The organism is Kitasatospora sp. NPDC050543, from assembly GCF_044457565.1.
In the GTDB taxonomy this organism is placed as follows: Bacteria; Actinomycetota; Actinomycetes; order Streptomycetales; family Streptomycetaceae; genus Kitasatospora.
Genome location: NZ_JBITGZ010000009.1, coordinates 87684 through 109954 on the forward strand (window position 1 = coordinate 87684; position 22271 = coordinate 109954).

At 72.3% G+C, this 22271-nt stretch carries 25 protein-coding genes and 1 pseudogene; 14 read left to right on the forward strand and 12 right to left on the reverse strand.

The features are described 5' to 3' along the window. Positions 1 to 11 precede the first annotated feature (11 nt). From ACIBH3_RS13935 to ACIBH3_RS13955, 5 genes are read right to left on the reverse strand one after another with little or no spacing between them, the layout of a single operon-like run. Positions 12 to 1391, reverse strand: coding sequence for a Ni/Fe hydrogenase subunit alpha (locus tag ACIBH3_RS13935; protein ID WP_396312167.1), 1380 nt, complete (start codon positions 1389 to 1391; stop codon positions 12 to 14). Further along, positions 1388 to 2176, reverse strand: coding sequence for an oxidoreductase (locus ACIBH3_RS13940; protein WP_396312168.1), 789 nt, complete (start codon positions 2174 to 2176; stop codon positions 1388 to 1390). The genes ACIBH3_RS13935 and ACIBH3_RS13940 overlap by 4 nt, the downstream gene beginning before the upstream one ends. A 1-nt stretch (position 2177) precedes the next feature. Further along, complete coding sequence (locus ACIBH3_RS13945) at positions 2178 to 3011, reverse strand: FAD/NAD(P)-binding protein (protein WP_396312169.1); 834 nt, start codon at positions 3009 to 3011, stop codon at positions 2178 to 2180. Next, on the reverse strand, positions 3008 to 3478 hold the full coding sequence (locus ACIBH3_RS13950) for a cyclic nucleotide-binding domain-containing protein (protein ID WP_396312170.1): 471 nt from the start codon (positions 3476 to 3478) through the stop codon (positions 3008 to 3010). The genes ACIBH3_RS13945 and ACIBH3_RS13950 overlap by 4 nt, the downstream gene beginning before the upstream one ends. Then, positions 3475 to 4635, reverse strand: coding sequence for a 4Fe-4S dicluster domain-containing protein (locus ACIBH3_RS13955; protein WP_396312171.1), 1161 nt, complete (start codon positions 4633 to 4635; stop codon positions 3475 to 3477). The genes ACIBH3_RS13950 and ACIBH3_RS13955 overlap by 4 nt, the downstream gene beginning before the upstream one ends. A gap of 172 nt (positions 4636 to 4807) precedes the next feature. On the opposite strand from ACIBH3_RS13955, the gene ACIBH3_RS13960 reads away from it, so the two are divergent. From ACIBH3_RS13960 to ACIBH3_RS13995, 8 genes are all read left to right on the forward strand, one after another. Further along, on the forward strand, positions 4808 to 5323 hold the full coding sequence (locus tag ACIBH3_RS13960; protein ID WP_396312172.1) for a hydrogenase maturation protease: 516 nt from the start codon (positions 4808 to 4810) through the stop codon (positions 5321 to 5323). Between the two features lie 115 nt (positions 5324 to 5438). Then, complete coding sequence (locus ACIBH3_RS13965; protein WP_396312173.1) at positions 5439 to 6158, forward strand: CBS domain-containing protein; 720 nt, start codon at positions 5439 to 5441, stop codon at positions 6156 to 6158. An 81-nt stretch (positions 6159 to 6239) separates the two neighbouring features. Further along, the gene (locus tag ACIBH3_RS13970; protein WP_396312174.1) at positions 6240 to 6683 is read left to right on the forward strand and encodes a universal stress protein; all 444 of its coding nucleotides are present in this window, start codon (positions 6240 to 6242) and stop codon (positions 6681 to 6683) included. 269 nt (positions 6684 to 6952) lie between these two features. Then, positions 6953 to 7234, forward strand: a complete 282-nt coding sequence (locus ACIBH3_RS13975; protein ID WP_396312175.1) for a dsRBD fold-containing protein — start codon at positions 6953 to 6955, stop codon at positions 7232 to 7234. Positions 7235 to 7289: 55 nt separating this feature from the next. After that, positions 7290 to 8306 (forward strand): Acg family FMN-binding oxidoreductase, encoded by a 1017-nt coding sequence (locus ACIBH3_RS13980; RefSeq protein ID WP_396312176.1) that lies wholly within the window; start codon positions 7290 to 7292, stop codon positions 8304 to 8306. Positions 8307 to 8535: 229 nt separating this feature from the next. After that, positions 8536 to 9000, forward strand: a complete 465-nt coding sequence (locus tag ACIBH3_RS13985) for a universal stress protein (RefSeq protein ID WP_396312177.1) — start codon at positions 8536 to 8538, stop codon at positions 8998 to 9000. A 135-nt stretch (positions 9001 to 9135) separates the two neighbouring features. After that, positions 9136 to 10029, forward strand: a complete 894-nt coding sequence (locus ACIBH3_RS13990; protein ID WP_396312178.1) for a universal stress protein — start codon at positions 9136 to 9138, stop codon at positions 10027 to 10029. A gap of 46 nt (positions 10030 to 10075) precedes the next feature. After that, positions 10076 to 10660, forward strand: coding sequence for a flavodoxin family protein (locus tag ACIBH3_RS13995; RefSeq protein WP_396312179.1), 585 nt, complete (start codon positions 10076 to 10078; stop codon positions 10658 to 10660). A gap of 129 nt (positions 10661 to 10789) precedes the next feature. Here ACIBH3_RS13995 and ACIBH3_RS14000 read toward each other — a convergent pair whose 3' ends face one another. Continuing rightward, positions 10790 to 12154, reverse strand: coding sequence for a hypothetical protein (locus ACIBH3_RS14000; protein WP_396312180.1), 1365 nt, complete (start codon positions 12152 to 12154; stop codon positions 10790 to 10792). Positions 12155 to 12558: 404 nt separating this feature from the next. Further along, positions 12559 to 13548 carry a DUF5937 family protein gene (locus ACIBH3_RS14005; RefSeq protein ID WP_396312181.1) on the reverse strand — a complete coding sequence of 330 codons (990 nt, stop codon included), beginning with the start codon at positions 13546 to 13548 and terminating at the stop codon, positions 12559 to 12561. A gap of 100 nt (positions 13549 to 13648) precedes the next feature. On the opposite strand from ACIBH3_RS14005, the gene ACIBH3_RS14010 reads away from it, so the two are divergent. Beyond that, positions 13649 to 14926: an MFS transporter gene (locus ACIBH3_RS14010; protein WP_396312182.1), complete on the forward strand. Its 1278-nt coding sequence runs from the start codon at positions 13649 to 13651 to the stop codon at positions 14924 to 14926. 122 nt (positions 14927 to 15048) lie between these two features. Here ACIBH3_RS14010 and ACIBH3_RS14015 read toward each other — a convergent pair whose 3' ends face one another. Then, a complete protein-coding gene (locus ACIBH3_RS14015; RefSeq protein WP_396312183.1) occupies positions 15049 to 15681 on the reverse strand; it encodes a DJ-1/PfpI family protein in 633 nt (210 codons plus the stop codon). A 71-nt stretch (positions 15682 to 15752) separates the two neighbouring features. Here ACIBH3_RS14015 and ACIBH3_RS14020 point away from each other — a divergent pair, with 71 nt between their 5' ends. The 3 genes from ACIBH3_RS14020 to ACIBH3_RS14030 all read left to right on the forward strand — a co-directional run bounded on the left by ACIBH3_RS14020 (position 15753) and on the right by ACIBH3_RS14030 (position 18813). Continuing rightward, positions 15753 to 16706, forward strand: coding sequence for a helix-turn-helix domain-containing protein (locus tag ACIBH3_RS14020; RefSeq protein ID WP_396312184.1), 954 nt, complete (start codon positions 15753 to 15755; stop codon positions 16704 to 16706). A gap of 671 nt (positions 16707 to 17377) precedes the next feature. Beyond that, positions 17378 to 18073 (forward strand): DUF1062 domain-containing protein, encoded by a 696-nt coding sequence (locus tag ACIBH3_RS14025; RefSeq protein WP_396312185.1) that lies wholly within the window; start codon positions 17378 to 17380, stop codon positions 18071 to 18073. A gap of 278 nt (positions 18074 to 18351) precedes the next feature. Then, entirely contained in the window at positions 18352 to 18813 is a 462-nt protein-coding gene (locus ACIBH3_RS14030) for a DUF4262 domain-containing protein (RefSeq protein ID WP_396312343.1), read from the forward strand. Positions 18814 to 18861: 48 nt separating this feature from the next. Here the strand turns inward: ACIBH3_RS14030 and ACIBH3_RS14035 are convergent. Together ACIBH3_RS14035 and ACIBH3_RS14040 are read right to left on the reverse strand one after the other, a co-directional pair. Beyond that, positions 18862 to 18999, reverse strand: a pseudogene (locus tag ACIBH3_RS14035) (TetR/AcrR family transcriptional regulator); the annotation flags it as partial. A gap of 4 nt (positions 19000 to 19003) precedes the next feature. Next, positions 19004 to 19702 carry a type 1 glutamine amidotransferase domain-containing protein gene (locus ACIBH3_RS14040; protein ID WP_396312186.1) on the reverse strand — a complete coding sequence of 233 codons (699 nt, stop codon included), beginning with the start codon at positions 19700 to 19702 and terminating at the stop codon, positions 19004 to 19006. A gap of 199 nt (positions 19703 to 19901) precedes the next feature. On the opposite strand from ACIBH3_RS14040, the gene ACIBH3_RS14045 reads away from it, so the two are divergent. After that, positions 19902 to 20837: a LysR family transcriptional regulator gene (locus ACIBH3_RS14045; protein WP_396312187.1), complete on the forward strand. Its 936-nt coding sequence runs from the start codon at positions 19902 to 19904 to the stop codon at positions 20835 to 20837. Between the two features lie 149 nt (positions 20838 to 20986). Here ACIBH3_RS14045 and ACIBH3_RS14050 read toward each other — a convergent pair whose 3' ends face one another. Together ACIBH3_RS14050 and ACIBH3_RS14055 are read right to left on the reverse strand one after the other, a co-directional pair. Beyond that, the gene (locus tag ACIBH3_RS14050; RefSeq protein ID WP_396312188.1) at positions 20987 to 21562 is read right to left on the reverse strand and encodes a TetR/AcrR family transcriptional regulator; all 576 of its coding nucleotides are present in this window, start codon (positions 21560 to 21562) and stop codon (positions 20987 to 20989) included. After that, positions 21471 to 22001, reverse strand: coding sequence for a helix-turn-helix transcriptional regulator (locus tag ACIBH3_RS14055; RefSeq protein ID WP_396312344.1), 531 nt, complete (start codon positions 21999 to 22001; stop codon positions 21471 to 21473). Before ACIBH3_RS14055 ends, ACIBH3_RS14050 begins: the two co-directional genes overlap by 92 nt. On the opposite strand from ACIBH3_RS14055, the gene ACIBH3_RS14060 reads away from it, so the two are divergent. After that, positions 21946 to 22077: a hypothetical protein gene (locus tag ACIBH3_RS14060; RefSeq protein WP_396312347.1), complete on the forward strand. Its 132-nt coding sequence runs from the start codon at positions 21946 to 21948 to the stop codon at positions 22075 to 22077. The two genes, ACIBH3_RS14055 and ACIBH3_RS14060, sit on opposite strands and share 56 nt — an antisense overlap. Positions 22078 to 22271: the final 194 nt, after the last annotated feature.

The window sequence follows — 22271 nt, forward strand, 5'->3', positions numbered from 1 at the left end:
CGGCAGTGCGCTCAGGCGCCGCCGCAGGTCCGGTCGACGGTGAGATCGAGGAAGTGGGTGGAGCAGGAGATGCACGGGTCGTGGTTGCGGATGGCCCGTTCGCACATCGTGGTCAGCTCGGCGTCCGTGCGCTCCCCCGCCCGCAGCTGTTCCTGCACGGTGCGGCGGAGGTCCTCCTCGATCGCGTCCTGGTTCTGCGCGGTCGGCGGGACCAGCACCGCATTCGTGACGGTCCCACGGGCGTCGAGGGTGTAGCAGTGGTAGAGCAGGCCTCGTGGCGCCTCGGTCGCTCCGTGACCGGTGCCGGCGCGCGGCGGCACCTCGACGTACGGGCGCGGCGGGGGTTCGTAGCCCTCGATGAGGCGCAGGGCCTCGTCGACCGCGTGGAGCACCTCGACCGCCCGGACGATGATGCTGCGGTAGGGGTTGCGGCAGACGGTGCCCTGCCGGGGGTCACCGAGTCCGGCGTCCTGGGCGGCCTGGAGGGCGATCGGGGAGAGCAGGCGGCCGCTGATGGCGTACCGGGCGAGCGGGCCGGTGAGGTTGCGGCGGCCGTCCAGCCGGGCGTGCAGGGCGGTGGAGTGCGGGACCTGGCTCTCGACGACGTGGTCGCCGAACTCGCGGACGCCGAAGGTGCGGGTGGGCAGGGCGCGCCGGCTCGTGGCGGGCAGTGCGGCGGTGTGCGGGGCCGGCATGACCGTCGGCGTGCCCGATTCGATGGCGTAGGTGTCGGGTTCGGCCAGGGCGAGCAGGTCGTGGTCGCACCCTGCGTCGGGGAAGTCGAATCCGGCCACCCAGCGCACGGTCAGCACGGCGTCCTCGCGCGCCCGGCGCAACTGCTCTGCCAGTGGCCGTAGTTCGGACCTGCTCGGAACGCGGTGGAAGCCGCCGAGGCGGACGTTCACCGGGTGGATCGCCCGGCCGCCGAGCAGCTCGATGATCGCGTTGCCGGCCTGCTTGAGCCGCAGTCCACGCTCGACGTCGGCGCGCCTGGCCCGGGCCAGCTCGATGACGTTGTCGCAGCCGTGGAAGTCGGGTGCGTGGAGGAGATGGACGTGCAGGGTGTGGCTCTCGATCCACTCACCGCAGTAGATCAGGCGGCGCAGCGCGGCCAGTTGGCCGTCCACGACGACACCGCAGGCGTCCTCGATCGCGCGACAGGCACTCAGCTGGTAGGCGACCGGGCAGATCCCGCAGATCCGCGAGGTGATGTCGGGCGGTTCGGTGTACGAGCGTCCGCGCAGGAACGCCTCGAAGAAGCGCGGGGGTTCGTAGATGGCCAGTCGGGCCTCGGCGACCTCGTCGCCCTGCACCCGCAGGTACAGCGAACCTTCGCCCTCGACGCGGGAGAGCGATCCGACGTGCAGCACCCTGGAGCCGCGATGGGTCACCGTTCCAGCTCCTTCCCCGAGGCCGCGTCGAACTCGGGGGCGGCGGTGTTGAAGGTGCGCAGCACCCGCACCACGTCGAGGGTGTCCATCCCGTCCCGGCGCAGCAGCGGGACGAAGGAGGGGAAGTTGGTGGAGTCGCTCGGGCCGAAGCAGCCGTAGCAGCCGCGCCCGTAGACGGGGCAGATGGCGCCGCAGCCGGCGTGGGTGACCGGGCCGAGGCAGGGGGTGCCGTGGGCGACCGTCACGCAGACCGTACCGCGCTGCTTGCACTCGAAGCAGACGCTGTGCGCGGGGACGTCCGGCCGGCGTCCGGCCAGGTGGGCGGTGATGACCTCCAGGAGCTGGCGGCGGTCGATGGGGCAGCCGCGCAGTTCGAAGTCGACGGGCACATGGGCGCTGATCGGGGTGGAGGTGGCGAGCGTGGAGATGTAGTCGGGGCGGGCGTAGACGGCGGCCTGGAACTCGGCGACGTCCGCGTAGTTGCGCAGTGCCTGGACGCCACCGGCGGTGGCGCAGGCGCCGATGGTCACCAGACGGTCCGAGACGGCGCGGATGTGGTGGATCCGGTCGACGTCCTGCGCGGTGGTCACCGAACCCTCGACCAGTGACAGGTCGTACGGGCCCGGTGCGCTCGCACTGGAGGCCTCCAGGAAGTGCGCGATCTCCACCTGGTCGGCGAGGCGGAGGAGTTCGTCCTCGCAGTCCAGCAGGGTGAGCTGGCAACCGTCGCAGGAGGCGAACTTCCAGACCGCGAGCCTCGGGCGCCGGCGGGCCTCGGCCTTCATGTCACAACTCCCTTACCGCGAGGAGGGATCGGGCGGTGGTCCAGGTGACGACGGGGCCGTCGCGACACAGCAGAAGGGGGCCGAGCTGGCAGTGCCCGCAGTGGCCGGTGCCGCAGTGCATGGTGCGCTCCAGCGAGACCTTGATCCGGTCCGGGCCGACGCCACGGTGGGTGAGCTCGGCTGCGGTGGCTCGGATCATCGGCTCGGGGCCGCAGATGAAGGCCACCGCCGTCTGCGGGTCGAAGGAGGCCCGGTCGAGCAGCGTCGTGACGACACCGACCTCCCCCTTCCAGAGCGCGTCGGGACGGTCCACGGTGGTCAACACCCGGGCCTGTGCCTCCCATTCGCGCTTCTCCGGGGCGTAGAGCACGTCCCGGGGCGTGCGGGCGCCGATCAGGACGTTCAGCTGTCCGTACTCCTGCGGCGCGGCGAGGGCGGAGCGGATCAGCGGACGCAGCGGCGCCAGGCCGATGCCGCCGGCCACGACCAGCAGGTCCCGGCCGGTCGCGGCGGGCAGGTCCCAGCCGGTGCCGAACGGGCCGCGCACCGCGACCGTCCGGCCGGCGCCCAGTCCGTGCAGGGCGGCGGAGATCGCGCCGACGGCCCGGACGGTGTGTGTCACCCGGTCTCCGTCGATCGCGGTGACCGACAGCGGGATGTCGCCGACGCCGAAGGCGTACACCATCGCGAACTGCCCGGGCGCGAAGGGCGGCAGGGCTGATCGGACGGGCTCCAGGACGATGGTGGCCGTGTCGGGTGTCTCGGCCTCCCGTGCGACCACCCGGTACGGCACGGGGAGCACGGCGGGGCCGGCCACCATGGTGGGAGCCGTCATGTCGCCGGTCCGCCGGGATCGGCGCCGGGCGGTCCGTAGAGGTCCAGCAGGCGCGTGCGGGTGGCTCTCAGCCTGCGTGCGACCACCGTCGCGACGCCGTGGGTCACCGCCAGGCCGAACACCGGGTCGTCCTCGCACGCGGCCCGGACGCGCTCGGCGTCGAACTCGGCGGCCAGCACGGTACCACGGGTCCGGGCGCCCAGCTGCCACCGGTACGGCTCGAACAGCCAGGACCAGCCGAGCAGGTCACCTTCGCCGAGGGTCTCCACGACGGCCGCCCGTCGGCCGGGGACGTGGACGTCCAGCACGACGAGCCCGGAACGGATGATCCAGAACCGGTCCGCGAGGCCGCCCTCCTCGAAGATCCGGGTGCCCGCGGGGATCGAGACCTCGCGGGCGGACGCGGCCAGCCGGTCCCGGTGACCCGGCGGCAGCGCGCCGAGGAAGCCCTGGTGCACGAGCGTCACGACCGGCTCTCCTGCTCGGGCGGCCGGGCCGCGCGCTCCCGCTCCCGGTCGAGTGCGTGGGCCTCCTCGGTGATGTCGATGCCGACCGGGCACCACACGATGCAGCGCCCGCAGCCGACACACCCCGAGCTGCCGAACTGGTCGAACCAGGTGCCGAGCTTGTGGGTGGCCCACTGCCGGTAGCGGCTGCGCGGCGACTCGCGGACCGGCCCGGCCGGCAGGTGGGAGAAGTCGAGGTCGAAGCAGGACTCCCAGCGCCGCCAGCGCTCGGCGTGGTCGCCGGTCAGGTCCGTAACGTCCTCGGTACTGGTGCAGAAGCAGGTCGGACAGACCATGGTGCAGTTGCCGCAGGTCAGGCAGCGGGCGGCGACGTCGTCCCAGCGTTCGGCCGTGAGGGTCTCGCGCATCAGCATCTGCAGGTCCACCGGCGGCATGCTGCGGCCCATCCGGTCCGCCGCCTCGGCCACGCGGTCGCCGGCCGCGGTCCGGGTGGCGGCGTCGGCGGGGGTGCGTGGGAGCTCGGCCAGCACCGCCTCGCCCTCCTCGCTCCCCGCGCGCACCAGGAAGCGGTGGCCCTCGGTGTCCACCACCTCGGTCAGCGCCAAGTCGTAGCCGGGCCCCACTGCCGGCCCGGTACCCATCGACACGCAGAAGCAGGTGGCGCCCGGCTCGGTGCACTCCACCGCCACCAGGAAGGCCCGCTCACGGCGCCCTCGGTAGGTGGGATCGGTGTACCGGCCGCCGGACAGCACCCGGTCCTGGATCGCGATGGCCCGCAGGTCGCAGGGGCGCACCCCGAGGAACGCGTACGACGGGGGCGCGGCGTCGTCCTCGACCAGCACCAGGTCGCCGTCGGCCGTGCGGTCGGCGCTCCACTCCCGCACCCGCGCCGGGTGCAGGAACGTCTTCCAGGACTGCGGCCCCGCGCTGTGCGCGAACGCGGCACCGTCCTCGCGGGCCCGCAGGCGATACGTTCCGGCCTCCAGCTCGACCCCCCAGCCGTAGGGCAGCTCGGCTCCACCGGAGATCTCGGCCAGCACGATCGCGCCGTCACGGACGGTCGGGCCGACGACCGTGCGGCCACGGCCGCCGAGGACCGCGATCAGCGCGTCCAGGCCGTCCTTGTCGATCACCGCCGAACTGCTGCCGTCCGTCATCACCGCACCTCCCGGACCGATGCCGCTGTGCTGCCCAGTATGTGGAACGAGCCGCCGCCTGGCGCGGGAAGCCGGTGCCGGTGTGGTCCAGGTGGCTCTGTCCCGACCTCGTGCGGACTTCTGCGAGGCCTGCCCCGGCTGCGGGACGTCGCGGGCGGGAAGGGAAGGACCTGTGAACAGCGCTGCCCGGATCACCGTCATCGGCGTCGGCAACGAGTACCGGCGTGACGACGGTGTCGGCTGGGCCGTCGTCGCCCGGATGGCGGAACGCGCCGAGAAGCATCCGCTGCCGGGCAGGCCCTCCCTCGTGGTGTGCGACGGCGACCCCGCCCGGCTGATCTCGCACTGGGACGGGGCGGACCTCGCCGTCGTCGTGGATGCGGCGCACGCGCACCCCGGGCAGCCCGGCCGGGTGCACCGCCTGGAGCTGGCCGGCGGACGGCTCGCACGGGAGGACAGCGCGACGAGCTCCCACGGGCTCGGCCTCGGCGATGCCGTGGAACTCGCCCGTGAGCTGGATCGCCTGCCGCGCATCCTGATCGTGTACGCCGTGGAGGGAGCCGACTGCTCCCTCGGGACAGGCCTGTCCGCACCGGTCCGGGCCGCCGTGGAGAGCCTCGCCGAACAGATCGCGGAGCAGATCGCGCAGCACCACGGGCCGCGCCAGCAGCCGCTGAGCCGCCGGTGAACCGACGGCCGCTCGGTCCCGACCGGCCGTCCCAAGGGGGCCCGAACGGCCCTGTCCGGCGCGTCGAGGCAGGTGGACAGTGTGAACAGGAGAACCCGGCGGAGGAGTGAGAACCATGCAGCACCGCACCGTCAGCGACGTGATGACCCACGGGGTCGTCACCGCACGGCCCGGCACCCCCTTCAAGGAGATCGCCGAGCTCTTCGAGCGCAACGACATCACCGCCGTCCCGGTCGTGGACGAGCGGGACCACCCGCTCGGCATCGTCTCGGAGGCGGACCTGCTCCGCAAGCAGGCCCACCTCCCCGACCCCCAGGGCCACACCGGCAACCTCCGAGGGCAACCTCACGACAGCGCCCTCACCGATGCCGAGACCGCAGACGGCCTGATGACCAGCCCGGCAGTATGCGCCCGCCCCGAATGGAGCATCGTCGAGGCCGCCCGGACCATGGACCGCGAGAAGATCAAGCGCCTCCCGGTCGTCGACGAGGCCGGACGACTCACCGGCATCGTCAGCCGCTCCGACCTGCTCCGGCTCTTCCTGCGGCACGACACGGCCATCCGCGAGGAGATCAACCGTGACATCCTCGACCGAACCCTGCATCTCAGCCCCAGCGCCGTGCGCGTCACCGTCAATGATGGGGTTGTCACACTGACCGGGAGAGTGGAACAGAACGACCTGGTCCCCGTCATCGAACGTCTCTGCGCCTCCGTCGACGGCGTGGTCTCCGTCCACCAGAGCATCGAGCACCCCCTCGACGACATCGGCACCCGGCAGCGGCCCGGCGTCTCCGGCAGCCTCGGCTCCCACGGCTCCCACGGCTCCCACGGCTGACCGCCGGCCGAACCCGCGCACGCCGTCCCGGACACGCGACTGTGAACCGATCCCCCCTGCCGGCCGAGAGCGAGGTACGCGATGGACAGGGTCACCCCGGCGGCACCCCGGATCGCCGTCGGGGTGGACGGCTCTCCGTCGTCCGAACAGGCACTGCGGTGGGCGGTCGCTCAGGCACGCCTGACCGGTGCCACGGTGGATGCGGTGATCTGCTGGCTCCTCCCGACGATGTACGGGCGGGCTCCGATGTCGGTGGACCGGGAGCTCGGCCATGTCGCCGCGAAGGTGCTGGAGCAGGCGGTCGCCCACGCCTTCGGAGAGGTCCGGCCGATGGGGCTCCGCGAGACGGCCGTGCTGGGCAACGCCGCCGAGGTGCTCGTGGAGCGCTCACGGGGAGCCGAGTTGCTCGTGGTGGGCAGCCGAGGCCACGGCGGGTTCACCGGCGCCCTCCTGGGATCGGTGGGCCAGTACTGCGTGCAGCACGCGTCATGCCCGGTCGTCGTGATCCGCGACCGTGCGAACTGACCGGCCGAGCTCATCGGCCGCCGCTGCGACTCGTTCCGGCAACACCACGGCCGGCCCTGACCAGAGTCGCCCTCACCCGGCCGGCGGCAGGCAAGCTGGTGAGAGCACCGACACGCGCCCGGGCCGGGCTGGCCGGCGGAGGTTCTGGGGCCGGTGGGCCCATGCCCGGGCGCCCCGCGCGGAGCAGGATGGAAGCGAGATCGAACGGGGAGCCGGGTGCCGACGCCCGAGCGGCAGCCCGGAGCGCCGACCGGAAGGACGTACTGGTCATGACCACCACCGGCAGCACCGAGCAGCACCGGACCAAGCAGTGGACGCTGCACCTGCAGCTGTTCGAGGAGGGCGACCTCACCACGGTGCACGCCGTCCTCGACACCGGCGACAACACCCTCCGCAGCCGCGCCACCGCGCGGCGCAGCCCGGACGACCCGGCCGTCCCCGAGATCGGCGACGAGTTCGCAGCCGGACGCGCCCTGGTCGACCTCGGCCACCAACTGCTGCGCGCGGGGACGACCGACGCCGCAGCGTTCGACCCGGACCTCCACTCATGACACCGCGTTGGCCGCCCACCCCTGAACGGGGAGAGCTGGAAGAGGAGCTGCCGCCATGACCGAGCAAGCACTGACCCTGGATCAGCTGCGCCTCCTGGCCTCCGCCGCAAGCGCGGCGCCATCACTGCACAACAGCCAGCCGTGGCGTTTCGCACCCATGCCCGACTCACTCGGCATGCAGGTCTACACCGACCCCGAGCGCGCCGTGCCGCTCACCGACCCGGCCGGCCGGGCGCTGCACATCTCGGTGGGGGCGGCCCTGTTCAACCTGCGGGTCGCCGCCCTCCGGCTCGGACGGGACCCGGAGGTGCGGCTGCTCCCCGACACGGCCGAGCCGAACCTGGCGGCCGCGGTCCGCCTCTCCCGTCCCGCCCCCTCGTCGCCCGCGTTCGGAACGGACCTCTTCGAGGCGATCTGGCAGCGCCACTCCAGCCGCCAGCCGTTCGCCAACCGCGACGTGCCCGAGGCGGTCCTCGGCGAGCTGACCGCTGCGGCCCTCGGCGAAGGAGCAGTGATCTCCGCCCTGGAGGAGGACGGGGTGCGCCGGGTGCTCTCCCTCACCGGCGACGCCGAACGCCGCACCGGCGCCGACCTGGCGCGGATGGCCGAGACGCGCACCTGGCTGCGGCTGGAGGAGCCGGCGGCGGACGGGATCCCGGCAGCCGCTCTGGGCCCACAGGATCATGACGCCCGCGTGCCCATGCGCGGCTTCGCCGGCCGGACGCTGCCCACGACGCCGTCCCAGCGCTTCGAGGCTCTGCCCCAGCTGGCCACTCTCACCACCCACGGCGACCTGCCGGCGGACTGGCTCCGCGCCGGCCAGGCCTTGCAACGTGTCTGGCTGCTGGCGACGGCCCACGGCCTGCGCGCCTCCGTCCTGCACCAGGCCGTCGAGTGGCCCGACACCCGCTGGGGCCTGCGCGATCCCGCCGAAGGAGTGGGCCACGTCCAGCTCGTCCTGCGCCTCGGGTTCGGCCCGCCCGGACCTGCCACCCCACGCCGTCCGGTCGACGAGATCCTCGACTTGACCGGCTATCGGGACGCCGCCGCACACGGAGAGTCGCCGTGCTGAGGCACCGCACCGTCCAGGACGTGACGACCCGCGACGGGGGTGGAGGTCGGTCAGGGTCGTGTCGTCCTCAGGGGCACCATCGAGCCGCCCCCGTACCTCATACCGATCGTGCTGCGTCTCTGCCGGTCCGTGGACGGCGTCGTGTCGGTCACCGATCGGACCGGACGGGCGCCCGAGCAGATGTCCGTCACCACCCGCCCGGCGGAACACCGAAGCGAGGAGGTTCATCATGGGAAGCACACCCGAGAGTGCACAGCACGTCATCGTCGTCGGCGTCGACGGCTCACCCTCCTCGCGGGCGGCGCTTCGCTGGGCCCTGGGACAGGCGCAGCTGGACGGTTCCTCCATCGACGCGGTTGCTGCCTGGGACTACCCGCCACTGAGCGGTTGGGGCCTGACGATCCCGGGGCCGGAGATCGAGGAGGCGGCCCGGCTGGCTCTGGTCGACACCGTGAAGCAGGAGCAGGACTCGACACGGCCGCCGGTCCCGGTCCGGCAGCGCATCGAGTACGGCCACCCGGCGGACGTCCTGCTGGAGGCCGCCCGCGGGACGCACCTTCTGGTCGTCGGGAGCAGGGGTCTGGGCGGCTTCACCGGCACGCTGCTCGGTTCCGTGAGCCGGCACTGTGTGGAGCACGCGCCCTGCCCGGTGGTGGTCGTGCGCAGCACGGGCACCTCTACCGCCCGAGGCTGAGCGGAGAAGGCCTCACCCGGTCTGGCGTCGCCGCCGGCCCGCCAGCCAGTCAGCCAGTCAGCCAGTCAGCCAGCGCGACCGTACGGATTCCCCACCGCACTTCAGTTCCTGACGACCCGACCCTCGGAGGGCACCGTGGACGGACCGATCGTCGTCGGATTCGACGGATCGCCCGAGAGCGTCGCCGCCACCGACTGGGCAGCCCGCGAGGCGCTGCGGCACCGACTACCCCTGGAACTGGTCCACGCCTGGCCCTGGACGGAGCCCCATGTGCTCGGCAGCGACGACGCGAAGCGGTGGGGCAGACAGCGACTGGTCCAGCGGGAGGTCGCGCTCCGGGCGGCGCTCCCCGGGGTCGAGGTGAGCGCCGTCCATGTTCCGGACGCCGCGCCCTCGGTGTTGGAAGCGGCGGGGAGGAACGCCTCGATGCTGGTGCTCGGCTCACGTGGGCTCGGCACGATGCGAGGATTCCTGGTCGGCTCGGTGAGCCAGGAGGTGCTGAGCCGGGCCGCCTGCCCGGTGGTACTGGTTCGCGCGGGCGACACCGCGGCAGACGAACACCTGGTGTCCGACGAGGGCAACCCGTCGACTGACACTCCGTTCCGCGAGGTCGCCCTCGGGTTGGCCCTCCAGCACCGGTGCGACGAGGTGGTGGCTTTCGCCTTCAAGAGCGCCGCACTCCGTTCGGCGCCCCTGAGGGTCGTCCATGCCTGGGCGCCTCCGTACGGCAGCGAGTTCATGGCCTTCGCGGCGACCGGCTCCATGGCGAACAACCTGGCCGCGGCCGAGCGCCAGGCACTCGCGGACGCGCTGAGGCCTGGGCGGGAGCGGTACCCACACGTGGTGGTGATCGAGGAGGTGACGCTCGGCAGCGCCGCACCCGCGTTGGTGGGGGCGGTCTCGCAGGCCGGGCTTCTGGTGATCGGCCGGCGCACCCGGCGCACACCGGTCGGGCCGCATCTCGGACCGGTCGCGCATGCCGCGATCCATCACGTGTCATGCCCCGTCGCGGTCGTCCCGTACCGCTGACGCGACAGCCGGCGGACCGAACGGCTCGATCGAGAGGCGAGAGCTCATGCAGGCAGTCATCGTGTACGAGAGCGTGTACGGCAACACCCGCACCATCGCCGAGGCGATCGCCGAAGGTGTTCGAGAATCCCGGCCCGACGCCACGGTCAGCTGCCTTCCTGTGGCCGAGGCGGGACCGGACGTCACCCGCACGGCCGACCTCCTGGTGATCGGCGGTCCCACCCATGTCTACGGGATGACCACCGGACCGAGTCGCAGGATGGCTCGACTCGCCGCGACAATGGCCGAGGGGGACGAGCAGGCGGCGCACGCCTCGGGGCCTGAGGTCGGCCCGGGGCTGCGCACCTGGTTCCACTCACTGCCGAACACGGAACCCGGAACCCACGCGGCCGCCTTCGACACCCGCGCGGACATGCTGATGAGCGGTGGAGCCGCCCACGGCATCGCCCGCAGGCTGGCCCACCACCACTACGACCTGGTGGCAGATCCCGAGGGATTCATCGTCGAGGGCACCGAGGGTCCGCTGCGGACGGGTGAGCGCGAGCGGGCCGTAGCCTGGGGAGCGGGGCTGACCCGGCGGCCGCACCCACCGTCGGGTACTTCGTACGGGCCCGGTCCGGGCGGTTCGTAAGTGAGGCCGGCGGTCGCACCGGTGCCGCTGCGCCCGTGGTGAGGCGCAGCGGCACCGGTGCTCGTGGTCATGCGGACGGGGTCAGGCCCTTCAGGCCGAGGCTGCCACCCGTGCCGGCAGCCGGTGCGGTCAGGCGGTGAGTTCGGCGAGGATCCACTCGGCGAGGCTCTCGGTCACCAGGCTGTGCTCGGAGTTGGTGGTGTCGCAGTGGAAGGCGTCCAGCTCGCTGCGGCCGGCGGGGAGGTCGTTCAGGTTGGTGGTGAGGTCGACGTCCCAGGTGACGGGGTCGTACTTGAGGGCGACGGCGCTGACCGAGGGCACGAAGCAGCCGGAGCGGTGGCGGTCGTCGATCGTGGCGCCGAGCGCGTCGGCGAGCATGCCGTAGGAGGCGAGGGTGCCGCCGGGCGCGCCGTCGAGTGGGGGGATCTCACTGGTTCGGCTCGTACGGTAGCCGAGGATCAGGGCCGACATCCGCACGACCTCCTGGAGCTGACCGAAGGCCGGCTGGGTGCGCAGCACCGCGCGGGCGATTCCCGGGGACGTCCAGTCGAAGACCAGCTCGTCGGGCAGCAGCGGGCCCGTGGTGCCGTCGCCGGTGCCGTTGGCGACGCCGATCCTGCGCAGGCCCGGCTTGGACGGGAACCATCCGATGTCCTTCAGGTCCTGGAGGAACTTGCCGCGCTTCTCGCTCCAGGTCGCGACGGCGCCGGAGTCCCTGGCGTTCGGCACCCAGGCCCACAGGAGCTGCTGGGCGGCGGCGCTCCTGATCAGCTCGGCCTGCTTCGGCTTGCCGGAGGGGTCCGGGACGGACTCGAAGAAGTACGCCAGCTGCTGCAGCGCGACCGGGATCCAGGCGCCGTTGTGCGGTGAGTCGTAGGAGAGGTAGATGCGGCTGTTGTGGTCCTCACCCTCGTTCTCCATCCAGGTCAGCGCGTATCTGGTGATGAGTCCGCCCATGCTGACGCCGCCCACGATCAGGGGTGCGCCGCCCTCCTGCTGGTCGGCGATGGCCTTGCGGATGGCGCTGACCGCGACGGCGGCGTTGGCCTGGATGTGGGTGTGGCGCACCTTGAAGCCCAGCAGGATGACGTCCACACCCGCGGCGAGCAGCTGGCTGAGCAGCCGCTTGCCGTCGGCGCTGTAGGGCGCGTCGAGGTGGGCGTAGAGATCGCCGAGGTTGCTCTCGCCGAAGTTGAACCCGTCCGCGAAGATCATCGGGTTGACCAGACCCTCGTGGGGCGTGCCGTCGGGGGCGAGACCGTAGTAGACGGCGGCGGTGCCGGTGGCCGTCTCCCCCTCGTACTCCCACGCGCCGGTGAGCTGCCACACCGTGTTCGGCTTGTTCACCTTGCGGGCCGTGTCCGTCCGCAGGGCGGGCGTGAACAGTACTCCCTGCCCGAGCGGTTCCGGCGCGCTGCCCTGCGTCGTCTCGGCGCCCTCCGCGTTCGTCCACGGATCGGTGCTGACGTCGACCCTCGGTTCGCTGCTGCGCATGGCCATGTACTGCCGCCTTCCCTTGTTCGTCGGATGAGTCACCGCAGGGACCGCCTGTCGGCCGGGTGGTGCCGCGACGCGGTGGCGGTTCTGGCTACCCGGGGTACGCCGGGCGCCCGCGCCGGCGGCGGTGTCCCACCACCGATGACTTGCGCGGTCCTGCCAACAGGGAAAGGTATGTGCACCGATCGAGTCCGGGCGGCAGCGACACCTGGGGCGCACACCGCGCCAAGAGGCACTCGCTGATCGGCGCCCGCGCCCCCGTGCGCCCTCGTGCGCCGTCGGCATCAGCCCCGAGCGGCTCCGCGACGCCGAGGCCGGGGGCTGCGCAGCCGTCCACCGTGAAGGCGCCGAGGAGGCTGGGGCCGCCAGCGGCGAACGCGGCGGCGGGATGCCCTTCGGTGTCAGCCCGGGTCGCGGTCGGCCGCGGTGAGCAGGACCTCGGCCGCCTCGGTGCGCCGGTACAGGACCTGGCGGCCGGCCCGGGTGGCGGCGACCAGTCCCGCGGCGCGCAGCGCGCCGAGGTGCTGGGAGACGCCGCCCGCCGTGATCCCGGTCCTGCGGGCCAGCTCCGCGGTGGCCGCCGGGGCGTCCAGCTCGGTCAGCAGCTGGGCCCGCGAGCGCCCCAGCACCGCCGCCAGCGCCTGCGCCGGCTCGCGTTCGCGCCGCTCCCAGAGGGCGGCCACCCCGCGCGGCGGGTAGCGCAGGGTCGGCTGGCGGCCGGGGACGGTCACCGAGAACAGCCGCGGCCAGACGAAGGCCGAGGGGATCAGAAGCAGTCCCCGCCCGCCCAGCCGGCGCCCGCCACCCCCGTAGCGGTGCTCGATCGACAGCCGCTCACCGGCCCAACTCACGCGCGGGTCGAGGTCGGTGAAGAGCTGTTGGATGCCGCCCTGGGCGAGCAGCCGGGCCCGGTGCAGCACGTCTCCCTCCAGCAGGGCGCGCAGCCGCGGCCAGTACGGCGCCAGCGCGAGCTCCCAGTACGCCGCCACGGTGTCAGCCAGCCGGACCAGTTCGGCCTCCGGGTCCTGGCGCAGCGCCTCGACCCGCTCGGTGCGCGGCGCCCGTGGCCCGTCCAGCTCGGCCCGGACCTGCTCGGGCGGGGTGGCCCGCAGCGCCGCGAGCTCCACTCCGAGATCCGGCACCGAGGAGGTCGGCGGCGGCGCCACGAAGACCGGGATCGCCAACGGCCCCTCCGGCACCAGGTCGGCGAGCAGCCGCCAGTCCAGCCGGGCGGCGGCCAGCCGGGGGCGGACCGCCGCCAGCCATGGTCGGTGCATCGGATGATCGTCCGGCCGCCGCAGCACCCGGATACTGGCCACCACCTCCCAGAGCGGGGAGACGGCGAACCGGGTGTGGGCCAGGTCGCGGGCGGTGAAGTCCAACTCCAGCATGGGGCGGGCCCTCCTCGGTGGGTGGCGGGCGGCGGCCCGTCAATTGAGCTCAGCCTAAATTCATGGCCGGGGTTCCTGGCCGCGGCCAGGCTTGTGCGCCATGACCACAGATCTGCGGGCCGACCAGCCCGGCCTCTCCACCTCGCCCGATTCGGACTTCCGGCTGCTCCTTGCCGCCGCCACCGTCAGCAAGCTCGGCACCGCTGTCAGTTCGCTCGCGCTGCCCCTGGTCGCGGTGCTCGCACTGCATTGCTCGGCCGGCCAGGTGGGCCTGCTGGCGATGCTGAGCACGGTCGCCTTCCTGCTGATCGGGCTCCCGGTCGGCGCCTGGGTGGACCGGCTCCCGAAGCGCCCGGTGATGATAGCCGCCGACCTGGTCCGAGCCGCGCTCCTCGCCTCGGTCCCGGCGGCCTGGCTGCTCGGCTGTCTGACCTTCACCCGAATCGCCCTGGTGGTGGTCCTCACGGGGGCGGCGACCGTCTTCTTCGACGTGGCCGCGCTGAGCAACCTACCGGCGGTGGTGGGCCGGGCCGGCCTCAACCGGGCCAACGCGCACCTGGTCACGGCGGATGCGGCCACCCAGGTCGGCGGCCGCGCGGCGGGCGGCTTCCTGGTGGCACTGGTGTCGTCGCCCGTGGCGGTGCTGGTGGACGCGATCAGTTACCTGGGCTCGGCCCTGCTGCTGCTACGGATCCGCCGTCCGGAGCCGGTGACCTCCCCCAGGCCGGCCGGCGCTACTGGGCGGGGGTTGGTGGGCGAGGTGCGGGACGGGCTGCGCTTCGTGCTGGGCGACCCGTTGCTGCGCCCGATCGCGCTGGCCGGCGCCTGCACCAACCTGTCCATCCAGCTCTGCCAGACCGTGCTCCCGGTACTCTTCGCCCGCTCCCTGAACCTGCCCAACGGCGTGCTCGGCCTCTTCTTCGCGCTCGGCGGGGTGGGCGTCTTCCTCGGCTCGTTGCTCGCCCGTCCGCTGGCCCGCCGGCTCGGAGCGGGGCGGGTGCTCTGGCTGATGGGCCTGGCGGTCGCGCCACTCGGCGTCCTGGTCGCACTGGTCGACCGTGGCCCGCTGCTCTGGTGCGCCGCCGGGGCCTGGCTTCTGACCACGCTCAAGGTCGGCATCGACAACGTCATCAAGGTGAGCTTCCGTCAGCACGTCACTCCGGACCACCTGCTCGGCCGGATGAACGCCACCATGCGCTTCCTGCTCACCGGCGCGCTCACCGCCGGCGCCGCCCTGGCCGGCCTGCTGGCCACCGTCGCCTCCCTCCGCGCCGCCCTGTGGGCCGGTGCGCTGGGACTGGCCGTGGTGTGGGTCCCGATCTACCGCTCACCGCTTCGCGGCATGCGGGACCTGCCGGGCACGGCGGCGCAAGCGTGAACCGGCCCGGCGCCGACTGCGTCAAACAGTGGCGGATCCGTCAGCCGCTCCGCCTTCGGTTGCTGTCATCCGAAGCCGGACCGTCCTTGGACCTTTCGGATCGACAGGGCGTTCCCGTCGTGTCAGCCGGCCTCGGCGGTGGGCTGAGCCGTCCACACGTACTCCATCTGGCGGGCGGTGCGCCGGGCAAGTTGTTCGCCGAAAAGCCGGCCCACGATGTGCAGGCTGGCGTCGATGCCCGCGCTGATTCCCGCGGAGGTGACGATGTCGCCGTCGTCGACCCACCGCACGTCGGTGCGCAGCCGGATGTCCGGCCAGCGCCGGACCAGCTCTTCCTGATCCTCCCAGTGTGTCGTGGCCGGGCGGCCGTTCAGAGCCCCGGTGGAGGCCAGCAGGAAGGCCCCGGTGCAGATGCTGAACGTCAGCGCGGACGTCTTCCGGCGCCGGGCCAGCCAGTCGATGACGTCCGCGTCCGCCTCGACCGCCGCGGTGACGCCGCCGGGGACCACCAGCACGTCGAAGGGCGGATCCTCGTCGAGGGTGTGATCCGGCACGACCTTCAGTCCTCCGCGGGCGCGGACCGGGTGGCCGGCGGCGGCGACCGTCAGGACGCGCAGCAGGGGCTCGTCGGCGGCGGTGCGGGCCAGCCGGCCTGCGGTGCTGAAGACCTCGAAGGGGCCTCCCAGGTCGAGCACCTCGACCTCGTCGAACACGAGCACTGCGAAGGTGAGCGGAGTGGTGGTGTGAGGTTGCATGCCTCAAGGCTCGGGCCTGACGGGCGCCGCCCGATAGTGTCGGAAACGGTATTGACCGCTAGGATTCCGTCATGCGCCATCACCGGATCGCCTGCCTCGCCTTCGACGGGATGGCCCCGTTCGAACTCGCCACGGTCGCCGAGGTGTTCGCGGTCCCCAGGCCGGAGCTGGACGTGGACTGGTGGTACCGATTCGAGTTGTGCGCCGAGACGCCCGGGCCGCACCGGGTCGTCGGCGGCTTCGACATCGTGGTGCACCACGGCCTGGACCGGCTCCGGTACGCCGACACCGTGATCGTCCCGGGGGTCGCGGACGTGCGCCGCGACGTCTCCCCGGCAGTCCTGAACGCACTGCGGGAGGCGTACGCGCGAGGAGCGCGAGTGGTGTCCATCTGCAGCGGCGCGTTCGCCCTGGCCGCCGCGGGCCTGCTGGACGGCAGGGAGGCGACCACGCACTGGCGGCACGCCCGGCTGCTCCAGGAACGCCATCCGGAGGTAACGGTGAACGCGTCGGTACTCTACGTCGACGGCGGATCGGTCATCACCGCCGCCGGCACCGCCGCCGGGATCGACGCCTGCCTGCACCTCATCCGCAAGGACCACAGCGCCGAGATTGCCGCCCGGGTGGCCCGCCGCATGGTCGTGGCCGCACACCGTGAGGGGGGCCAGGCCCAGTTCGCGGAGCATCCGGTGGGCAAGGAGCCCGCCGACGACCCGATCGGCACCGCCATGCGGTACGCGCTGGAGAACCTGCACCGGCGTCTCACCGTCGACGAACTGGCCGGTGTCGCGCACCTGTCGGTGCGGCAGTTCGAACGCCGTTTCGTCGACGCGGCCGGCCTGCCGCCGGGGCGCTGGATCACGCAGCAGCGGATCCGGGCCGGCGCCGCACTACTGGAGGCCGCGGACCATCCGATCGACACAGTGGCCGACCGCGTCGGCCTGACCGTCGCGGGGTTCCGCCACCACTTCCGGGAACTGATGGGTGTCAGCCCCTCGGCCTACCGGCGCCAGTACCAACACTGACCACCAGCACGAGGCTCGTCATCCAGGGCGGCTTCACCCTCCGTCGATGCGGGGCCGTCAGCACTGTCGACACCTCGATGGAGTGCCGTCACCTCTCACCGGCAGTTCAAGTACAGGAGGCGAGCACGCTCGGTGCGAAGCCAGTCGGCCTCCGAGCCACCGTGGTTGAGCCTCCGTCATGACCGGGGATGGCGGTGTGTGCGGACGCCACGCCACCGCACGAGTTGGTCTCCCGCCCCGGGCCGCCCACGTACGTAGCCGGCGGGGCGGCCCAGGAGCGGCCGGACATCGGCCCCGAGGGCCGGGAGGACTGATGCATCAGGGGCGCACAGCGATACCGGCATCGCCGAACCCGTGGTTCAGATGCCCTCGCGTGAGGCGCCGCCAACGCTGAGCCTGTGGCTCGTCGACGGGCCGACGGGCCGACGGGCCGACGGGCCGACGGGCCGGCTGATAATGGGTTGCCCGAGGGCCCCGGCCTCGATCAGGATGGCCCGCATGGACCTGTAACGGCTGCACGTACCCACATCGACCTGTCGCGCGATCGACCTCGGAGCCTGACGACTCGGCCCCGAGGCGATGACTCGCGCCCTCGTGTGCATCCGTCAGATCCCGGGAGCCGCGGCCTGGCCCGCGAGAGCTCCTGCTGAGCCCTGAAAGCAACCACATCCATGAATACCGACCGCAAGGCCCTGTGGGCCGTGCGTCAGTCCGCTCTGCCCACCGTCGTACGGCCCTGCCCGGACTGCTCCGGCACGCGTCACCGTCCCTCGGGCAAGATCCGCGTCAACGCGAACGGCAAGCTCCTCGACGTCTGGCTTCTCCTGAGCTGTGCAGCGTGCGACCGGACCTCGAAGGTGCCCGTCCACGAACGCGTCCACGTCTCGTCGCTGGAGCCCGCTCGCCGGGTGGCGTACGAGACCAACGACCCGGCCGTGGTACGGGAGCTGACGATGAGTGCGTCGCTCGCCGCGAAGAACGGATACCGCCTCGACTGGACCGGTACCTGGGAGCTGGCGACCCGCACGCCCCTCTACGCACTCGACGACCCGACACCGCTCAAGGTACTGGTCAGCTTCGAGCTGCCCGCGCCGGTCCGCGTCGAACGACTGCTCATGCTCGGGCTCGGTCTCAGCCGCACTCGGATACGACGCATGGTCGGGGCCGGGCGTATCCACCTGCCGCTGGCTCTGGACGCCAAGGCGCATCAGGACTTCGAGCTCACCATCCACGGACCAGGTTCCGTCGACGCCGCGGAACACTCGAAGCTCCTCGGCGCTCCGACCGACGTGCGCACTGATCTGAGCCACTTCGGGTTGCACGACACAGCGCAGCAACTGTCGCGCTCGGCGACGGCGGGAGCGTAGGACAGCGAGCAGCAGGGCCGCCTGGAGAGCTTGTTGGCGTAGACACCCTTCGAGCCACCAGGAGGCCCTGCGCTCGTGCGCGGCACCCACCACAACCCGGTCCGGGCAGTGGGGAGGATCGTCCAGCCCCTCGGCCGGGGCGACCGGCCCTGATCTGCTTGGATACCCGGATGACCGACCTGACTGCGACTTCTCCATGCCCCTGTGTGCTCTGTGTTCCCGCCGCCGCCGCGACCTTCCGCGCGCGGCGGCAGCGGAGGAAGCGCTGGGCCTCGGCGATGGCACACGTCCGCGAGCATGGCTGGCACGTGGTTGGCGTGGGTGGCGGAGAGGAAGTCCCCGACTGGGCCTTCACCGTCGGCCTGTGGCACTCCCATCGGATTCCGGAGGTCGCCATGTTCGGCCTGGACGTGCGCGGGCTGATGCACTGGGTCGGCGCTGCTGCGGCCCACCTGCGAGACGGGGCATCAACGGATCCCGGCACACTGCTCCCCGATGTCATCGAGGGTTACCAGCTCCAGCTCCAACCTGTGGATGCCGGTTGGCACCGTCCCCTGCTCGGAACCGCCGTCGGCTTCTACCAACGGACCCCGGTCCCCGTTGTCCAGCTGGTCTGGCCCGACCGGGAACACCGCTGGCCTTCGGACGAGCAGGCCAGCCCGGGCTGCCGCGCGCAGCCCAGCCTGTGGCTTCCGGTCGACGAGCACCCGAAGGGCGTCTGGACCGAGGAAGCCGCCTGACGATGAAGCGGTGGCGCCGACGCCTCGGTGGAGTTCGTCGTCCTTGCTGCGGACGTGCCGGTAGACCGCCGACCGTGACACGCCCATCTCGCCGGCGATGTCGTCCATCGTGGTGCGCCGCACCCCGTACCTGGTCAGGCAGGCATAGGTGGCGTCGAGCACCTCGCCGATCCGGTCGGCGGGCACGGGATCAGGCCAGCTTCTTCAGCAACTGGGCTGCGAGCGGGGCGGAGGAGGAGGGGTTCTGGCCGGTGATCAGGTTGCCGTCGACAACGACGTGCGGGGCCCAGGGCTCGCCCTCCTGGAAGTCGGCGCCGAGCTCGACCAGGCGGTCCTGGAGCAGCCACTTGGCCTTGTCGCCAAGGCCGGCCTGGATCTCCTCGGCGTTGGTGAAGCCGGTCAGCCTTCGACCGGCGAACGGCGAGCTGCCGTCGTCGTTGGCGGCGGCCAGCAGCGCGGCGGGTCCGTGGCAGACCACGCCCAGCGGCATGCCGGACCTGAGCGCCTGGGTCAGCAGCCGGCCGGAGTCGGCGTTGACGGCCAGGTCCTCCATCGGGCCGTGGCCGCCGGGGTAGAAGACGGCGTCGTAGTCGTCCAGGCTGATGTCCTCCAGCTTGACGGGGTGCTGGAGCTCGGTGATCGAGGCGAGGGCGTCCGCGACCTTCTCGGCGCCCTCCTCGCCGCCGTTGAACTGCGGGGCGAGGCTGGCCCGGTCGACGGTCGGGATCACGCCACCGGGGGTGGCGACGACGATCTGGTGGCCCGCCGCCGTGAACGCCTCGTACGGGGCGACGGCCTCCTCGGCCCAGAAGCCGGTCGGATGCTCGGTGCCGTCGGCCAGCGTCCAGTGGTCGACGCCGGTCATCACGAAGAGGATCTTCTTGGCCATGGTGGGAGTTCACTCCAAGGGTGGTGGTTCCACGCTCTGACGTTCTGGACCCAGAACGTCAGCGTGCTCATGACCTCGAAGGTAGACCTGGCCGAGTACCGGTCACCAATGGAAACGCCGATGGCTGCCATCGGGGAACCGATGGAGCGAACGGGAATGGCCGACGTCGCGTAGCCGTCACAGGCATAGACTGGGCCCCATGAGCGATCGGAATGCCAATGGCTCAGGCCTTACCGGCTCCGCCCCGATGGACCTGAACCTGCTGCGGACCTTCCTGGCGGTCCACCGCGCCGGCTCGTTCACCGCAGGCGCCCAGCTGCTAGGCCTCTCCCAACCCACGGTCACCGCTCAGATCCGGTCGCTGGAGCGACGGCTGGGCCGCGAACTCTTCGAACGCCAGGCGCGCGGTGTCGCCGCACTGCCCTTCGCCGACGAGCTCGCGACCCAGCTCTCCGGCCCGCTCGACCAGCTGACCGCCGTCTCCGTCGCCGTCACCGGCGAGGAGCGCACCGGCCCGGCGGAGCCGGTGCACCTGGCCGGGCCTGCCGAGTTCCTCTGCGTGGCCCTGCTGCCCGCGCTGGCGCCGCTGGTCGCTGACGGTGTCCGGCTGCGACTGGCCACCGGTCTGACCGAGCCGCTGCTGGAGGAGCTCCGGGCCGGCCGGCACGACCTGGTGATCTCCACCCACCGACCGCGCGGCCGGGCGCTCGCCGCGGTGCCGCTCGCCGACGAGGAGTTCGTGCTGGTCGCCGCGCCCGGCTGGGCCGAGCGCCTCGCCGGGGCCGACCTGCCCGCCGCGCTGCACCGTGTCCCGCTGATCAGCTACGCGGAGGAGCTGCCCATCGCCCGCCGCTACTGGCGGCACGTCTTCGAGCGCCGCCTCAACTGCCCGGCCGCGGTAACCGTCCCGGACCTGCGCGGAGTCCTCGCGGCCGTCACGGCGGGCGCCGGGTTCAGCGTCCTGCCCAGCTATCTCTGCCGGACGGAACTCGCCACCGGCGCCCTGGTGCGCCTGCACGAACCCGAGGACCCGCCGATCAACACCGCCTACCTCGTCCAGCGGCCCGGCACCTTCGTCAACCCCCACCTGACCCGTGTTCGCGACCAGCTGCTGAACGCGGCCCGCGCCTGGTGACGGCCGAGTGAGGACGGCCGGCCGCGTGTACCCGTCCAGGCCGCGGGTCGTCCGCCGACCGTCCGCCGGCTGTCCATCGGCTGTTCGCGGGGCGCACCACCCGGGGCGTACCGGACGTGGCGCACCGGGCGGGGTGGGCGGCAGTCGCGTCACGCCGCCCGGCTGGCGGTGCGGGCCGAGTCCAGGAGAATCCGTGCGGCATCCCGGGCCTGGAGTGCGGACTCGGGAGATCCGCAGATCGCGGCCGTGGTCATGGCGCCCTCGGCGAGGAGGCTGAGGTGCTGGGCCGCCCACGACGGCTCGCCCGCGTCGGCCACCAGGTCGGCGAGGTACCGCTGGAACGCCTGCTTGTGTGCGCGGGCGGCTTCGGCGACGGCCGGGGAGATCGCTCCGAGCTCCCCGTAGGAGTTGATGAAGGCGCAGCCGCGGAAGTCCGGTTGGCTGAACCAGTCGTGGAGCCAGGAGAAGACCGCCAGGATCCGCTCCCGGGGCGAGGGCCGTGCTTCGACGTACTCGGCCAGTCGCCGGCGCCACCTCGCATCGCGTCGCCACAGGTACGCCTCCACGAGCTCACTCTTGGAGGGGTACAGCTGGTAGAGCCGTTTGAGGGAGACCCCCGAGGCGTTGCGGATCTCATCCATGCCCACGGCCTGGATGCCCCGGCGGTAGAAGAGCGCTTCGGCCGCGTCGAGCACCTGCGCCCGGGCTATCTCCGGACTGAGCATCCCTTGCACCCTCTTTCGAGAACTCTCGTTCTCCCACGGTACTCGCGAGGCTCGCCCCGCGCACCGGGCCCGCCTCGGCTTCCCCCGCGGTCCTGCCGCATTCCCGCCACTCGCGCGGGGTCATTCCGTAGGCCGCGCGGAACGAACGGCTGAAGTGGGCGGGGTCGACGAATCCCCAGCGGTGGGCCACGGACGCGATCGTGACAGCCGCGCGGCCCTGCTTGCTCAGTTCGCGCCTGGCCTCCTCCAGCCGGCGCTGCTGGATCCACCTGTGCACGCTGGTCCCCTCGTGCTGGAAGAGCTTGTGCAGGTAGCGCACCGAGACGTGGTGGGCACGGGCGATCGAGTCGGGGGAAAGGCCGGGGTCGGGCAGGTGTTCGTTGATGAAGGCGCGGATCTGCAACGAGAGCGACACCTGGGCGGCCTCCGCGCCGGGCACCTGCCGCCCGCTGCGCTCGGCGGCCAGGCTCTCCAGCATGCCGACGGCACTGGCGGCCAGCCGCGCGCCGCTCTAACTCCATGGGTTCGCGGAAACCGAGCATGTAGGGGCGGGTTGTGTCGTAGAAGGCCAGATCCCCCGGGTGCAGCAGGGTCTGCCGTCCGTCCTGCTCGACGACTTCATCGTATCCACCCAGGATGCGAAGCATGATCGGCGTTCCACCGGAGGAGCGCGGCATGATCGCCCGGGTGTCGCCTGGTCGCCGGGTAC